The organism is Pseudoalteromonas sp. SG41-5 (assembly GCF_014164495.1).
GTDB lineage: Bacteria > Pseudomonadota > Gammaproteobacteria > Enterobacterales > Alteromonadaceae > Pseudoalteromonas > Pseudoalteromonas rhizosphaerae.
Map to the genome: position 1 here is coordinate 115,205 of NZ_JACJFH010000003.1, position 15,939 is coordinate 131,143.

General features: G+C 41.0%; 18 protein-coding genes. 13 read left to right on the forward strand and 5 right to left on the reverse strand.

Translation table 11 applies throughout. The annotated features are described in order from the left end of the window. Positions 1-95: 95 nt before the first annotated feature. Positions 96-1,808: a lysophospholipid acyltransferase family protein gene (locus tag H5232_RS01655; RefSeq protein WP_182783871.1), complete on the reverse strand. Its 1,713-nt coding sequence runs from the start codon at positions 1,806-1,808 to the stop codon at positions 96-98. A 169-nt stretch (positions 1,809-1,977) separates the two neighbouring features. On the opposite strand from H5232_RS01655, the gene H5232_RS01660 reads away from it, so the two are divergent. Both H5232_RS01660 and H5232_RS24090 read left to right on the forward strand, forming a co-directional pair. Further along, a complete protein-coding gene (locus tag H5232_RS01660; protein WP_182830498.1) occupies positions 1,978-2,898 on the forward strand; it encodes a glyoxylate/hydroxypyruvate reductase A in 921 nt (306 codons plus the stop codon). A gap of 98 nt (positions 2,899-2,996) precedes the next feature. Next, positions 2,997-3,128 (forward strand): hypothetical protein, encoded by a 132-nt coding sequence (locus tag H5232_RS24090; protein WP_257325490.1) that lies wholly within the window; start codon positions 2,997-2,999, stop codon positions 3,126-3,128. A gap of 30 nt (positions 3,129-3,158) precedes the next feature. Here H5232_RS24090 and smrA read toward each other — a convergent pair whose 3' ends face one another. The 3 genes from smrA to H5232_RS01670 form a co-directional block, all read right to left on the reverse strand. Further along, positions 3,159-3,737 (reverse strand): DNA endonuclease SmrA, encoded by a 579-nt coding sequence (gene smrA / locus H5232_RS01665; RefSeq protein WP_182734410.1) that lies wholly within the window; start codon positions 3,735-3,737, stop codon positions 3,159-3,161. A 134-nt stretch (positions 3,738-3,871) separates the two neighbouring features. Beyond that, complete coding sequence (locus tag H5232_RS24095; protein ID WP_145237284.1) at positions 3,872-4,117, reverse strand: hypothetical protein; 246 nt, start codon at positions 4,115-4,117, stop codon at positions 3,872-3,874. Positions 4,118-4,216: 99 nt separating this feature from the next. Then, entirely contained in the window at positions 4,217-4,666 is a 450-nt protein-coding gene (locus H5232_RS01670) for a hypothetical protein (protein ID WP_182717079.1), read from the reverse strand. A 109-nt stretch (positions 4,667-4,775) separates the two neighbouring features. On the opposite strand from H5232_RS01670, the gene H5232_RS01675 reads away from it, so the two are divergent. Then, positions 4,776-5,159 carry a response regulator gene (locus H5232_RS01675; protein WP_145237278.1) on the forward strand — a complete coding sequence of 128 codons (384 nt, stop codon included), beginning with the start codon at positions 4,776-4,778 and terminating at the stop codon, positions 5,157-5,159. 92 nt (positions 5,160-5,251) lie between these two features. Here H5232_RS01675 and rpsT read toward each other — a convergent pair whose 3' ends face one another. Next, positions 5,252-5,512, reverse strand: coding sequence for a 30S ribosomal protein S20 (gene rpsT / locus H5232_RS01680; RefSeq protein ID WP_145237275.1), 261 nt, complete (start codon positions 5,510-5,512; stop codon positions 5,252-5,254). A 297-nt stretch (positions 5,513-5,809) separates the two neighbouring features. Between rpsT and murJ the strand changes: the two genes are divergently transcribed. The 10 genes from murJ to H5232_RS01730 all read left to right on the forward strand — a co-directional run. Next, positions 5,810-7,348 (forward strand): murein biosynthesis integral membrane protein MurJ, encoded by a 1,539-nt coding sequence (gene murJ, locus H5232_RS01685; RefSeq protein WP_404699110.1) that lies wholly within the window; start codon positions 5,810-5,812, stop codon positions 7,346-7,348. A 109-nt stretch (positions 7,349-7,457) separates the two neighbouring features. Continuing rightward, the gene (gene ribF, locus H5232_RS01690) at positions 7,458-8,384 is read left to right on the forward strand and encodes a bifunctional riboflavin kinase/FAD synthetase (protein WP_182830499.1); all 927 of its coding nucleotides are present in this window, start codon (positions 7,458-7,460) and stop codon (positions 8,382-8,384) included. A gap of 25 nt (positions 8,385-8,409) precedes the next feature. Continuing rightward, the gene (ileS, locus tag H5232_RS01695; RefSeq protein ID WP_182717081.1) at positions 8,410-11,238 is read left to right on the forward strand and encodes an isoleucine--tRNA ligase; all 2,829 of its coding nucleotides are present in this window, start codon (positions 8,410-8,412) and stop codon (positions 11,236-11,238) included. Between the two features lie 9 nt (positions 11,239-11,247). Further along, on the forward strand, positions 11,248-11,748 hold the full coding sequence (gene lspA, locus H5232_RS01700) for a signal peptidase II (RefSeq protein WP_145237265.1): 501 nt from the start codon (positions 11,248-11,250) through the stop codon (positions 11,746-11,748). Further along, positions 11,745-12,203, forward strand: coding sequence for an FKBP-type peptidyl-prolyl cis-trans isomerase (gene fkpB, locus H5232_RS01705; protein WP_182717082.1), 459 nt, complete (start codon positions 11,745-11,747; stop codon positions 12,201-12,203). The genes lspA and fkpB overlap by 4 nt, the downstream gene beginning before the upstream one ends. Next, complete coding sequence (gene ispH / locus H5232_RS01710) at positions 12,203-13,132, forward strand: 4-hydroxy-3-methylbut-2-enyl diphosphate reductase (RefSeq protein WP_182717083.1); 930 nt, start codon at positions 12,203-12,205, stop codon at positions 13,130-13,132. Before fkpB ends, ispH begins: the two co-directional genes overlap by 1 nt. A 38-nt stretch (positions 13,133-13,170) precedes the next feature. Beyond that, complete coding sequence (locus H5232_RS01715; RefSeq protein ID WP_182717084.1) at positions 13,171-14,211, forward strand: sensor histidine kinase; 1,041 nt, start codon at positions 13,171-13,173, stop codon at positions 14,209-14,211. Beyond that, positions 14,208-14,909: a LytTR family DNA-binding domain-containing protein gene (locus H5232_RS01720; RefSeq protein WP_182717085.1), complete on the forward strand. Its 702-nt coding sequence runs from the start codon at positions 14,208-14,210 to the stop codon at positions 14,907-14,909. Before H5232_RS01715 ends, H5232_RS01720 begins: the two co-directional genes overlap by 4 nt. A gap of 108 nt (positions 14,910-15,017) precedes the next feature. After that, entirely contained in the window at positions 15,018-15,581 is a 564-nt protein-coding gene (pilV, locus tag H5232_RS01725) for a type IV pilus modification protein PilV (protein WP_182717086.1), read from the forward strand. 1 nt (position 15,582) lies between these two features. Further along, positions 15,583-15,939, forward strand: a 357-nt coding sequence (locus tag H5232_RS01730) for a PilW family protein (protein ID WP_182830500.1), incomplete at its 3' end; no start/stop codon positions are given.

Consider the following 15,939-nt stretch of genomic DNA (forward strand, 5'->3'; position numbering starts at 1 on the left):
CATACTGCGAGCGCAAATTCACGTTACGGATCAAAAGTAGGTTTAGTAAATAAGCTAGATGGCTGGTCGCTGTTATTTTATACACCTTTGCGTTCTTAGTTCTTTCCTAAATATCTTTTTGCTTTGCCTGCTTTTACTTTTTCAAGATCAACAAGCACTAAGCCATCAATACAATTATTGAAATCAGGATCAACACTAAAACTTAAAAACTGTACGCCGCCAGGCTCACATAGTTCGGTGTATTGTTTAAATAAAGTGGGTACTTGGGCACCCATGTTTGCGAGCACATGTTTGAGCTCAACAAAGTCTTCTTTGACATCATCACCGCTAAATAGATTTGCGCACTGTATGAGTTGCTGCTCTGTGAGTTTGAACTCATTATTAGGTGTAGCTATAACCTGCTTAGCGCCGTAATAATGCTGATAATAATGAACTAACATGGCTTTGGCTGGTTCTGGCAACGCGTTAGAGACACTGACTGCGCCATAGAGGTAGCGATACTGAGGATAATTTTTCACAAACGCGCCAATCCCATACCATAAATAATCAAGACTTTTACGACCCCAGTATTTAGGTTGTACAAAGCTGCGACCCAGTTCAATACCTGCAGCAAAGTAAGGAGTCATTGCATCACTGTAAGAAAATAAGCTATCAGTATATAAACCTTTGCGGCCGTGTTTATCAATAATAGCTTGAGCACAAGCAAGTCGGTATGCGCCAACCAATTCAAGTTGTGAGCCGTCCCATAAAACCAAGTGCTGATAATCCATATCGTACTTATCAATATCACGACGCTTACCACTGCCTTCACCAACAGTGCGAAACGAAATCTCTCGTAACCGGCCAAGCTCTCTGAAAATCGCTGAGCTGCCTTGATATTGATAAAGGTATATCTGCATGCCGTCTTGAGTTGTGCCTAATAGCTCACATTGTTCGATGGCTTTTTTTAGTTCCTTGCGGCATTCTGAGGAAGCGATGGGTGCTTGTGTTTTAAGCGGTAAGGTTTTCTTTGAGGTAAGTGCATAAAGCTGCTTACGGATCAGATTGACTACTTCTTTGTCTTTGAGGTTTTCAATTAAATAAGACTCTGGGGGTATCGATGCGCCTATTTCAAACTCTAATGATTTTTGTCGTTGTTTAAACATTTCTTTAACCAGTAATAAACTCGCTAAAGGCTTGTAAATCATCGATGTGCCATAAAAAAGTGGGCTATTTTTGGCTTTAATAAAAATCGGTAAAATCGGCGCATTGGCTTTTTTTGCGATCCGTAAAAAACCACTATTCCACTTGCAATCTTTAATTCCGGTAGGGCTTAAACGCGACACTTCACCTGCTGGGAAAATGAGAATGGCCCCAGCTTCTTTAAGGTGCTGGTGGATATTATTGAGTTCTTGCTTTTTACTGTCACCCGATAAATTATCGACCGGCAGTAATAATGAGTGCATTGGCGTAACTGACATTAACATGCGATTGGCAACGACCTTTAAATCCTTACGAACACTTGATAATACTTTAATTAATGCCAGTGCATCTAAAGAGCCAATAGGGTGGTTAGCAACAATAACTAACTTACCTTCGCTAGGAATATTCTCAATCTGCTTTGGCTTGTAGCGAGTATCAAAATCTAATTCATCCAATACTTGCTCAACAAACTCAATGCCTTGTAAGTGCGGGTAGGCATCACCAAATGCAACAAATTCTTGTTCGTGAAGTAAATAGCCTAACCCTTTTTTAACTAAACTTTTTACTTTAGGTGAGTTTTCTAATTGTGGTAGATTTGCTGCGATTACTTTATCAACACTGATCATAATTACCTCGTTTGCATATGGTGATCAATATATCGCCAGAGTAAAAGCTTGCTATGACAATTAGGTTGCAGTTGTGTGACTTTTTAAAGAGCCGAGCAGTAATTCGATTAGATTAAATGTTTTAACAAAGGTTATACTCTTTGCAAATCAACAACTCTATAGGCATAACATGAGCGTACTCGTTGCGATTAGTGGACGTGATTGCAGTAAAATTATTACTGCGTTAGCGACTAAATTACCAGGTGTAAAAATTTCACAGTGGCCAGACTGTGATAACTTAGAGGATGTTGAATTTGTGCTTGCTTGGCTGGCACCTGCAGATATGTGGGCACAACTACCGAATTTAAAAGTAGTTTCTTCATTTGGCGCAGGGGTCGATAGCATTGATTTAAACTTACTCCCTGACAATGTCATTGTGACACGCATCGTTGATGAAAATTTAGCTCATGATATGGCAGAGTATGTGCTTACCCATATTTTAGCGCATAAGTTAAGGCTTAAAGACTATGTGATTAAGCAACAACAACGACAATGGCTGCCAAAACGCGCTTATAGTCATAATCATGTTGTGATTTTAGGTTTTGGTGAGTTAGGACAAAGCTGCGCTAAACGTTTACTGGCTAATAATTTTACCGTAAGTGTATTTTCACAAAGCCCTAAAAATATACCCGAAGTAAATTGCATTCATCAAGTAAGTGAGTTACCGAGTTTGTTAGCACAGGCTGATTATCTCGTGTGTTTATTACCACTAACCACGCAAACGATGGGTTTTATTAATCGCAACTTATTAATGCAGCTACCAAGTCATGCCGTGCTCATCAATGTAGCGCGAGGCCAGCACGTCGTTGCAGACGATTTACTTTGGGCATTAGATAATCAAATTATAAGAGGAGCAACATTGGATGTTTTTGCACAAGAGCCATTAGCTGCAGAGCATCCTTTTTGGCATCATTCAGCGGTTACAATGACTCCCCATTGCGCGGCATTGTCTGATCTGGAAACTGTAACGCAGCAGATTGCTAATAATGTACAACGTATGAAAACAGGCCTTAAATTAAATAATCAGGTTGATAGAACAAAAGGTTATTAAAAGTTCAGCGACAATAGCGTAGTACATCTTGTTAACATCTGTAATTTTAGTTAGTCTAGTTAACTCAAAAAACACTAACAATAATAATAAGGTGTACAATGAAACAGCATCAAACAGGCGTTAAATTTAGTATTATCGTTATTTCAGTGGTCTTAATGGGTGTGTCTGCATGGTTTAATCAAGCTAATGCAAGTGAACAAGCCCCCGTTTTACAAAGCCAAACAGAATAAATAGAACCAACAATTGATAACGAAGCCGGGTTAGCGTTTACTATGACGCTCCCGGTTCTCACTCTTCTTCTCATCACTTTTTTTAATTAACACATAGCTTGCACCACTGCCACCATGATGCCTAAGTGCACTATGAAAGGCTAATACGCAGTCAATTTCTTGTAGCCATTTATTGGTATAACTTTTTAACACCCCAGGGGTCTTTTTGTTTTTGATACCAGTGCCGTGGCGGATCACTACCACACGAATATTACTTTTTTGGCAATCAGTTATAAATTCAAATAAGGCTTGGCGTGCGTTTTTTAGTGTTTGGCCATGTAAGTCAAGTGTCGCATCAAGCTGATACTTAGCTAATCGAAGATTTTTAAATACAGCATCTTGCACTCCCGCATTTTTATAACTCAATAGTGCATTAGGCTCTAATAGCTCGACTAATTCACTACGTAGATAATTTTCATCGATGTTTAAATTTAATTCTGCGGCTTTGCGTTTTTGTTGCTGGGCTAAAGAGGGGCCAGTTAAGTGTTGTGATGGTTCGATCGTATCGTGATCTAGGCGAGCAACGTCTTCCATAGACGTTAAAAATAAATCAGAGTCAGTTAAAGGCATAGTGATACCCAAAGTAGCATAATACGCCGATGATTTTAACTTAGTTCATTTTGCTGCCCAAGTTCTATTCGCGCAAAAAAATACCCTACCGAGCAAAGCCCGGTAGGGTACATAAAATTATCTAGGGAGAGATATTAATTTTGCGGCACATTTAATTGCCCAAAGGTATAAACCTTGAACAAGTAAAACGTGTTTATCAACACTAAACTCATGTTTGAAATAACACTCGACGACATTAAATCCAAGCTAAATGACAAAAACAGTAAAGCACAGGCGCTGATCGCCGCTACACGCAGTATTGTTAATTGATTGATAAAAAACGCCCCTAATCCTAGGGCTAACAGGATAATATTTAAAAGCCAATCTAGCTCGTTTAGCATGGTTGTATCGTTGTTCAAGTGTTGAAAAAAGGAGCGCCATTATGTTGATATTTTGCGCACCTTTCAACCAAGTAATTTTATATTTTCAGATTAGTTTTTTTAATCCAAAATTAATTTTTGTAATGCAGAAAAAAAGCCGGCTTGTTCGGTTACTCGATATTTTTGACAAGTATCTGGTTGCTTATTGTTTTGACATAAATAAAGGCTATTACGCGCTAAATCGGCATTTGGCTGCAAATTTGAGTCAAATAACATGGCGCCATAACCAAACAGTCCCGGCCAATATACACTTTGCGTTACTAATCCTAATTTTTCATAGGTTAATAACTGTGGTTTGGGGATAACTAAAATAGCAAACACAATAACACCCGCTACAATAATGCCTGTGCGGCTTTTTTTTGTTTCAGCTAATTCACTACTAGCAGTTTGTGTTTGTGCTTGCGTGACGTTTGCCTGAGCAGGCGCTTTTCGCTTGTTAGTTGGTGCCGTTGGTTTTTTTCGTTGAGGCGTTTTTCCTAGCAAGGATTGTTTTTTTATATTATTTGACATAAAGCAAATCTGGCCTTTTAAGCAGAGCTCTCTATAATGAGATTATTAAATTAGAAAAGTTATTAAGCATAATAACTTAAACCTAGTTCATAACCTACGGGGATCAACAATGAATACGCAGCTTTCAATTTTAATAGTGGATGATGTGGGAACAGTGCGCAGCTTTCTCCATCAAACATTAATGCACTTAGGTATTGAAAATGTTAGAGAAGCGTCGACAGCTGCGCAATGTATAAGTGCTTGCCAAGCGGCCGATTATAATATTATTTTTTTAGATATTGAGTTGCCAGACGGTGATGGTAAAGAGATTATCGCGCAGATCAATGAAATAAACCCACAAACTAATGTCGTTATGGTATCGGCTCACTCAACGGTTGAGAATGTTAAAGATGCAATCGATAAAGGGGCTAAAGGATTTGTGGTAAAACCATTTACACCGAAGAAAATAGCGGCAATGTTGAAAAAGTTTTATCCAGAATTAGACGTTGTTTAACGCAACAACAGTGTTTAAATAATTTTAAGCGTTAAATGATAGATATAAAAAAACCGGTCAAGACCGGTTTTTTATATTCTAGCAAAAACAAATTATAGCGCTTTGATCTTAGCTGCTATGCGGCTCTTATGACGAGCTGCTTTGTTTTTGTGAATTAGACCTTTAGTTGCATAACGGTCTAAAATAGGTGTAGCAACTGCGAAAGCTTGCTGTGCAGCTTCCTTGTCGCCCGCTTCAATAGCAACAACTACTTTTTTGAAGTATGTACGCATCATTGAACGACGGCTTGCGTTATGCTGACGGTTTTTTTCGCTAGTGATAGCGCGTTTTTTTGCAGACTTGATGTTAGCCAAGGTTTGCTCCTAACAATCTTAAAATAAGCTTAATTTAAAGGCCGTGGAATATGCCTTTTTTAATCGTGAATGTCAATAAAAATTTGACATACCAAGAAAAACTGCTCCTATATAACGAACATCAATTTGCCGCTCTAGCACAGTTAATACCGCTATTGTAACAAAGGCGGTGAGTTCAGCCTAGTGCTTTAGAGCGATTTATAAAAAAGACTGTGGCATAATTGGTTTTATCGTTGGTTTTAAAGCAGGTTTAGTGTGGCAAAAGGATTATTTCGTTCCGGTATGATTGTAAGTGCAATGACAATGATATCGCGTGTTTTAGGATTAGTGCGAGATGCTGTTGTCGCAAATTTACTTGGCGCAGGTGCTGCCGCCGACGTTTTTTTATTTGCTAATCGCATTCCCAACTTTTTACGCCGCTTATTTGCTGAAGGGGCATTTGCGCAAGCATTTGTGCCCGTTTTGTCGGAAATCAAACAGCAACAAGGAGACGACAAAGTCAGGCTGTTTGTTGCTCAAGCCGCTGGCACACTTGGTACTATTTTATTGGTTGTAACTATAATCGGTGTAATTGCATCGCCAATTATTGCAGCACTATTTGGTACTGGGTGGTTTATTGAGTGGTGGCAAGGTGGCCCAGACGGTGAAAAATTTGTATTAGCCAGTAGTTTACTTAAGCTAACGTTCCCTTATTTATTTTTTGTAAGTCTTGTTGCACTCAGTGGCGCGGTGATGAATGTTTATAATCGTTTTGCTGTTGCGGCCTTTACGCCAGTGCTGTTGAATATTTCGATTATTGCCTGTGCAATCTTATTACACGATAAATTCTCGGTTGGTGCTTATTCGCTAGCTATTGGTGTGTTTGTCGGTGGAGTGGTGCAGTTATTGTTTCAATTGCCGTTTCTGTACCGAGCGAAAATGCTCAGTAAACCACGTTGGGCCTGGCAGGACGAAAATGTAAAAAAAGTCCGTAAGTTAATGTTACCGGCGTTGTTTGGGGTATCTATTAGTCAAATTAATCTACTGCTTGATACCATGATTGCGTCATTGTTAATGACAGGGTCAATTGCTTGGTTATATTATTCTGACCGCCTAATCGAATTTCCACTGGGGTTATTTGGCATTGGTATCGCGACGGTTATTTTACCTGCGCTATCTAAATTACATAGCAGCGAAAAAAGCAGCGATTTTCAGCACACCTTAGACTGGGGAGTGCGGTTTGTGATCTTTTTAGGCTTACCTGCGATGATTGGTTTGATGATCATTAGCCCGTTAATCATCTCTGTATTATTTGATCATGGCGCGTTTAGTCAAGGTGATGTCGATCATGTTCAGGCCGTGAGTTTAGGGGTGATGGCTTACTCTGTTGGGCTTGTCAGTTTTATGTTGATCAAAGTTTTAGCGCCGGGATTTTATGCACGTCAAGACACTAAAACTCCGGTGCGTATTGGCATTATTACGCTGGTGTTGAACATGGTTTTTAATATTATGTTAGCACCGTTTATAGGTTACTTAGGATTGGCGCTTGCGACTTCAATGTCGGCCAGTTGTAATGCGTATCTGCTTTATCGTCAATTAAGCAAAGAGCAGGTTTATCAGTTTTCGCGTTTTAGTTTATTGTTTACCTGCAAATGTTTGCTCGCCGCTTTATTGATGGGGGTTGTAGTTTGGTACGCTGCGACACAGTTTTTATGGCGTCAGTGGCATTTTAGTGAGCAAGTTGTTTTATTGATAGGTTTACTCGCTCTGGCAGGGGGGGTGTACTTTTTAGTGTTGTTTTTACTCGGGGTAAGACTAAATACCATAAAAAACGTTGTTAGTGCTCAATCAGACTAAAAAAATCAACTGAAACTCGCATCTTGAGGTGGTTTGGGTATAATCGGTGATTCTGTAACCCAAGTGAAATTTTACTCGGTACATAACGCTTACAAAGGCATTAGGTGGCATGGAGTTAATTAGAGGTATCCACAATATTCGCACACAGCATTATGGTTGTGTGTTGACCATTGGTAATTTTGATGGTGTGCACTTAGGTCATGGTGAAGTACTCAATGGATTACTCAATGACGCTAAAAAATATAACTTACCGAGTACGGTAATGTTATTTGAGCCTCAGCCACAAGAGTTTTTTGCCAAAGATAATGCGCCAGCTCGATTAACGCGGTTACGCGATAAGCTAGGTCTGTTAGCAAAGTTAGGCGTTGAACGGGTAATTTGTATTAGTTTTAATCAGCAATTTGCCAATATGGAAGCAGAGCAATTTGTAACAGAGATACTGATCAACAAGTTGGGTGTCAAAGCGCTAACCGTAGGTGATGATTTTCGCTTTGGTAAAAGACGTCAAGGTGACTTTAATTTACTAAAAAAAATGGGCCTCGCGGCTCATATGGATGTAAAAAGCACCGCGAGTTTTCGGCAATTAAATGCTAGAGTAAGCAGCACCTTGATCCGCCAAGCATTAGCTGAAGGTCAGTTAGCGCAAGCCAAAGCGATGCTAGGTCATGATTACGCAATATCAGGGCGAGTGATTCATGGCTGGAAACGCGGTCGTGAATTAGGGTTTAGGACTGCAAATATTGCGTTAAAGCGGCAAGTATGCCCTGTAAATGGGGTGTTTGCGGTACAAGTAACGTTAAACGATAAAACAGTGTTTGGGGTTGCAAATATTGGCAACAAACCCACATTTAATGGAACACGCGCATTATTAGAAGTTCATCTGTTCGACTTTGCGCAAGATATTTATGGACAGTTTATGCACGTGGAGTTAATTAAAAAGCTTCGCGATGAGAAAAAATTCGAGACATTAACACAATTGACGGCACAAATAGCAACTGATGTTGCTGCCGCTAAACAGTGTTTTGGTTTAAATTAGGTAGCCGATACGGAAACTAGGATTAATGAGCGACTACAAGCATACTTTGAATTTACCGGAAACGACGTTTCCAATGCGCGGCAATTTGGCACAACGTGAGCCAAAAATGCTTAAGACATGGTATGAAGACGACCTGTACGGTCAAATTCGCAACGCTAAGAAAGGTAAAAAAACCTTTATTTTGCATGACGGCCCTCCGTATGCGAACGGCGATATCCATTTAGGTCATTCAGTAAATAAAATTCTAAAAGATATTATTGTTAAATCAAAAACCTTATCTGATTTTGATGCGCCTTACGTACCTGGTTGGGATTGCCATGGTCTACCGATTGAATTAATGGTAGAGAAAAAAGTGGGTAAGCCAGGCGTGAAAGTCACGGCTGCAGAATTCCGTGAGAAATGTCGTGAATACGCTAAAAAACAAGTTGAAGGCCAAAAAGTTGATTTTAAACGTTTAGGCGTATTTGCTGATTGGGATAAGCCTTACTTAACCATGAATTTTGACTTCGAAGCAAACGCAATTCGTGTGCTTGGACGTATCATCGAAAAAGGCCATTTACACAAAGGCGCAAAGCCTGTGCATTGGTGTACTGATTGTGGTTCTGCTTTGGCCGAGGCTGAGGTTGAATATCAAGATAAGCAATCACCAGCGATTGATGTGCGTTTTGAGTTTGTTGATCAAGCAGCCGTTGTTAGTGCCTTTGATTTAAAAGCCGATCATGAAGGTAAAGGTACTGTCAGTACAGTGATCTGGACAACTACACCATGGACACTGCCAGCTAACCGTGCGGTTGCCGTGCATGCTGAACTAGAATATGCCTTAGTGCAAGTTGATGATGACGGCGCGCAGCAGCGTTTGATTATAGGGTCAGAGCTAGTTAAAGATGCAATGGATCGCTACGGCTTTAAGCACTTTCACGTATTAGGTTATGTAACGGGTTCAGCACTTGAAAATTTACAAGTGGCACATCCATTTTACGATTTTAATGTACCAGTGATTGTGGCCGATCATGTTACTACTGACTCTGGTACGGGTATCGTGCATACAGCACCTGGCCACGGTCAAGAAGATTTCGTGGCAGGTCTACAATACGGCTTAGAAGTGGCTAACCCGGTTGGTGCAAATGGTGTTTATTTACCTGACACTGAGCTTTTTGCAGGTCAACATGTATTCAAAGCCAATGCGAGTGTAGTTGATGTGCTGACTGAGCGTAATGCGCTTATGCATCACCATGCCTTAACGCACAGTTACCCGCATTGCTGGCGTCATAAAACGCCAATTATTTTCCGTGCAACGCCGCAGTGGTTCATTAGTATGGATCAAGCTAATTTGCGCCAAGATTCATTAAAAGAGATTAAAAACACTCAGTGGTTGCCAGAATGGGGCGAAAGCCGCATAGCAAACATGGTTGAAGGTCGCCCAGATTGGTGTATTTCGCGTCAACGTACTTGGGGTGTTCCAATTGCACTGTTTGTTGATAAAGACACCGGTGCTCTTCATCCTGATGCTCAAGCTTTGATTGAAAAAGCAGCCCTGCTGGTTGAAAAATCCGGTATTCAAGCATGGTATGACTTAGAGCCTGCAACTTTACTTGGTGAAGCTGATGCTCAGCAATACATGAAAGTGCAAGATACATTAGATGTATGGTTTGATTCTGGTGTAACGCACGCCTGTGTGGTTGATGCTCGCGAAGATTTAGTTGGTCCAGCTGATTTATACTTAGAAGGCTCAGATCAACACCGCGGTTGGTTTATGTCATCAATGATGACGTCAGTGGCAATTAATGGTCATGCACCATATCGTCAAGTGCTAACTCACGGTTTCACTGTTGATGAAAACGGCCGTAAGATGTCAAAATCGCTAGGTAACGTTATTTCACCACAGAATGTGATGAATAAACTCGGTGCAGATATTTTACGCTTGTGGGTTGCTTCAACTGATTACACTGCAGAAATGACCGTATCAGATGAAATCTTCAACCGTTCTGCGGATCGCTACCGTCGTATTCGTAACACTAGCCGTTACTTACTCGCTAACTTAAGTGGTTTTGATCCTAAAACTGACCAAGTAGCTATTGATGACATGGTTGAACTTGATCGTTGGATTGTTGGCCGTGCGGCGCAATTACAAGATGAAATTTTGGCGGCTTACGAAAGTTACCAAATGCTCCAAGTAACGCAAAAGCTAATGAATTTCTGTACTGGTGAGCTTGGTTCATTCTATTTAGATGTGATCAAAGACCGTCAATACACAGCGAAAAGTGATAGTCATGCCCGTCGTTCATGTCAAACAGCTCTATATCATATTGCCGAAGCTATGACTCGCTGGATGGCGCCAATCATGAGCTTTACCGCACAAGAGATTTGGCAAGCACTGCCAGGTGAACGTGACCAATATGTGTTTACTTCAGTTTGGTATGATGGCTTAAAAGCGGTTGGCGAAGGCCAGTTTAGTAATGACGATTGGTTAACGATTCTAAACGTGCGTGATGAAGTAAACCGTGTGTTAGAAGGTGCACGTAAAGAAGACGTGATCGGTGCGACACTACAAGCTAATGTGAATATTTTTGCCAATGCAGAGCTTGCAGCTAAATTAGCAGCTTTGGGTGATGAGCTTCGCTTTGTATTCTTAACATCTAACGTTACTGTTACAGCTGTTGATGCACAACCAGATGCAACTCAAACAACTGAAATTGAAGGCTTATACATCAGCGTATCAGCTACCGATGCACAAAAGTGCGAACGTTGTTGGCATTACTGTGATGATGTAGGTGCAAATCCTGCGCATCCAGAAATTTGTGGTCGTTGTGTTAGCAACGTAGATGGCGAAGGCGAAACACGCCAATTCGCATAGGAGTAGGAAGTGAGCAAACTAGCCCAAAAAAGTGGTTTAGTGTGGCTTTGGTTAAGTTTGCTACTTTTAGTAGCAGACTTTGCCAGTAAAACACTGGTTGTTAAAACCATGAATTTACGCGAATCAATTGATATATTGCCATTTTTCAATCTAACCTATGTGCATAACTATGGCGCAGCTTTTAGTTTTTTAAGTGAAGCGGGTGGTTGGCAACGTTGGTTTTTAAGCGTTATTGCTATTTCAATCAGCGTATTATTGATCTGGTGGCTAAAACGTTTACCCGCCACTAATAAAATTTTATGCAGTGCTTATTCGTTAGTATTAGCGGGCGCAATTGGCAATTTATATGACCGTATCAGCCATGGTTATGTGATTGACTTTTTACACTTTTATTATGAAAGCTGGAATTTTCCTGCGTTCAATATTGCCGACAGTGCGATTTGTATTGGTGCCGCATTATTATTATTTGATGCCTTTACTGGCGAAAGTCCTAAGGAGCAAAAAGCATGAGCCAAGCAGTTATAGGTGAAAAATCAGAGGTTATTTTTCATTTCTCAATTAAGCTATCGGATGGCTCTGCGGCAGATTCAACCAAAGTGCATAATAAGCCTGCAAAATTAACTATGGGTGATGGTAGTCTAACGGCTAACTTTGAAAAATGCTTATTTGGTTTAGCGTCTGGAGACAGCAAGTCATTTGAACTTGAGCCTGAAGATGCTTTTGGTCAACCAAACCCAGATAATATTTACTATGTAGACCGTAGTAAGTTTGGCCCAGAAACGCCGGCAAAAATTGGCTCTATTATTGCGTTTACTCAACCTGATGGTACCGAATTACCAGGAGTTGTTCGTGAAGTGCAGGGGGAGTCTGTGACCATCGATTTTAATCATCCGCTTGCAGGTCAACGTTTAACTTTTGAAGTTGATATTTTAGAGGTTACCGATATTGCTAAGGTAAGTAACTAATGGAAATTTTATTGGCAAATCCGCGCGGTTTTTGTGCGGGAGTCGACCGCGCGATTAGTATCGTTGAACGTGCGTTAGATATCTTTGAAAAACCGATCTATGTGCGCCATGAAGTTGTCCATAACCGCTACGTGGTAGATGGTTTGAAAAGACGTGGTGCGGTGTTTGTTGAAGAATTGGATCAAGTGCCAGACGACAGCATTGTTATTTTTAGTGCCCATGGCGTGTCACAAGCTGTACGCAGTGAAGCTAAGCGTCGAGATTTAAAAGTATTTGATGCAACATGTCCATTGGTCACTAAAGTGCATATGGAAGTGACCCGCGCTAGTCGTAAAGGTATCGAGTGTATTTTAATTGGTCATCATGGTCACCCTGAAGTTGAAGGCACCATGGGGCAATACGATAACGCTAAAGGTGGTATTTATTTAGTTGAAACGCCTGAAGATGTTGCCAAACTAAACGTGAAAAATCCAAATAACTTATTTTATTGTAGCCAAACTACATTATCGGTAGATGATACCGCAGATGTTATAGATGGCTTAAGAAGTAAGTTTCCAGCGATTGATGGCCCACGTAAAGACGATATTTGTTACGCCACACAAAATCGCCAAGATGCGGTACGTGACTTAGCTGATAAAGTAGATGTGTTATTAGTTGTTGGTGCTAAAAATAGCTCAAATTCAAATCGGTTACGTGAACTTGCTGATAAAATGGGTACTGTTGCTTACTTAATTGATGACGCCAGTAATGTTGAAGATCAATGGTTTACTAATGTCAATGCGGTTGGTGTTACCGCGGGTGCATCAGCCCCTGAAGTGCTTGTACAACAAGTGATTAACCGCCTTAAAGAATTAGGCGGTAAACAGGTTATTGAAAACCCAGGCGAAGTAGAAAATATCGTATTTGCTGTACCCGTTGAGCTACGCTAACCTTAGCGTACTGACAGGACATTTTTAAGGAGCGCGCAATGAGCAAGTCGGTGCAAACCAATACTTTGCTTTTTGCGGCGCTGTTTAAAGAACGCGGCGTACTTGCTACTTTAGTCGTTGCGCAAGTTATCGCCACTATACTAGCTTTCGCTCCTGCAACTGCGGATGATATTTGGATCCGCCTCGGCGGGATCAGCCTGTTTTTACATCTCACATTTTTGTCTAGTCTAACTTGGCTTTACTTACTACGTAAACCACTTGCATACTTGAGTCAGCCTTGGCAATTAAGTGCTTTAATGGCTTCATTACTACTTACAACGGCGGTTTTCAGCGGATTGTTAGTGGCCTATGGAGGCGACTTTATTGCACAACAACATACTTATCAGTTTATTTTAAGAAACTTATTAGTCGCTTTTTTAGTCACCGCATTATTTATTCAATTTTTAACTATTCATTTTGAAAAAGACCAGCAAACTAATGCGTTGGCTCGCGCAGAGCTAGATGCCTTACAGGCACGTATTCGTCCGCATTTTTTATACAACAGCCTCAATACCGCAGCGGAGCTTACACATTATGATCCTCAAGCTGCAGAGCAAGCGATTTTAGCGCTCGCGGCATTATCTCAAGCGGCAATGCGAGTGGGGAAAGAGACTGCACTAAGTGATGAAATAGCACTGACTCAGCAATATATTGCGCTTGAAAGTTGGCGGTTTGCTGATCGTTTACAAGTCAACTGGCAATTACCGGAGCAATTGCCAGAGATAACTATTCCGTGCTTAACATTACAACCACTGCTAGAGAATGCTGTTTGTCACGGTGTTGAGCCTTCATTGACTGGCGCTATAATTTATGTCGAGTTACATATTAGTAAACGCTCGTTAGTCATTTTAGTTGAAAACCCAATCTCGTCGCAGCAGCAAAAACGCTCAGGAAATGGTATGGCACTGAATAATATTCGCCAGCGGTTAGATCTTTATTATCAAGGTCATGCAAAGCTGACAATGACAACACGAGGTGATATTTTTCGGGTCAAGTTAGTGCTGCCCCTGGCTATTAATAATGCCAAGGAGCAAGCATGAAGGTACTCATAGTTGATGATGAGCCATTAGCACGTGCTCGCTTACAGCGATTACTTGCTCATTACCCAGACTATAACCATGCAGCACAAGCAAGTAATGGCAACGAGGCTTTGCAACAAGTGAAGCTGCAGGCTCCTGATATTGTATTTCTGGATGTTGATATGCCTGCTATGAGCGGTTTAGAAGTTGCAACACAATTGAATAAGTTGTCTGTCCCTCCAGCTATTATTTTCGTCACCGCTCATCCTGAGCATGCCTTAGAAGCATTGCAACTCAGTGCTGCGGGTTATTTAGTAAAACCTGTGACGGAGCAAAATTTAGCAAAAGCAATAGATCAACTAGGCCGTTTAACGCGCGCCCATCTACAAAAGCAACGTCCAGCGGCAATCAGTTATCAACTTGCAGGCGTGACCAGAAGTGTGGCGTTAGCAGAGGTATGTTATGTGATAGCGGAAGATAAATACACGCGTTTGATATTCACTCACGGCGAAGCACTGCTTGATCAAAGCTTAAAGCAACTTGAGCAAGAATATCCCACCCAGTTATTACGCATCCATCGTAAAATATTAATTAATAAATCGCGCTTAGTTGCGTTAAAAAAAGCGGGTGATGGCAGCCATGTGGTTGCACTAAGCGACTGTAGCTGCTTATTACCGGTAAGCCGACGAGCTTATAAAACCGTTAAAGATCATCTCTAAAGCTAGTTAACCATTCATCAACAAATATAACCGTTCATCCTTAGCATTGTTGTATATACACAGTGTTCGCATATGCTTATAGTCAGATTGTTTTATATTAGGTGTGTTATGAGAGTCACCAATTCGTCATCACAACGAGGCTTTACCTTAGTTGAGGTATTAATCGCGTTTGTGATCCTAAGCTTTGGCTTACTCGGTGCAGTAGCATTACAAGCAAAAGCAAAACAGGCCAGCTTTGATTCTATGCAGCGCGCTGCTGCTGTGGCCCTAGGTAATGATATGATCCAGCGAATGCGTGCCAATGACAGAGTAGGGGTGATCACTCAATACAATGGCACATTTAACAGTGATACGCCGCTGCAACAGTCTCGAACTTGCTATACCAACACTTGTAACTCAGGGCAAATTGCTGCACTCGATCGCCAGCAATGGATCCGTGCAATTCAGGCACGTGAAAATACGGGAGCTTTGGATGATGCAACTGTGTGTATCAATAATCAACGCGATGCCGCAAGTGGTAGTAACGCATACACCCTCCAAGTGGTGATCAGCTGGGAAGGACGTCAAGAGTTTACCGCTATTGGCGATACAGCAGCTATAAAGTGCGGTGCGGCAAATAATAAGCGCAGGGTAGTCGTATTAAATAGCTTTTTGTATCTAAGGACCTCGTGAAATGAAACAGCAAGGCTTTACTTTAGTTGAGATGATGGTGGCATTGTTTATCGGTGGACTTGTGCTAGGTGGGGTGATGTTCACTTACATTAGTATGAAAGTAACAACACGTGACACTATGACGATTGGTGAGCTACAAGAAACTGGCCGCTTAGCTTTGAGTATTATGCAGCGTGATATAGAACAAATAGGTTTTTGGGGTACGTTTTACGAAGATTCATTTTCAGTTGATAATACTGTGATTGCTAATAGTCCGGGTAATTCAGCCGTATCTTGTACACAAGCGCTTAATAATAATAGCTTCCCAGTTAATACAGTAAACAGTAACTTCCGTTTAGTGTATTCAATCGAATCAACG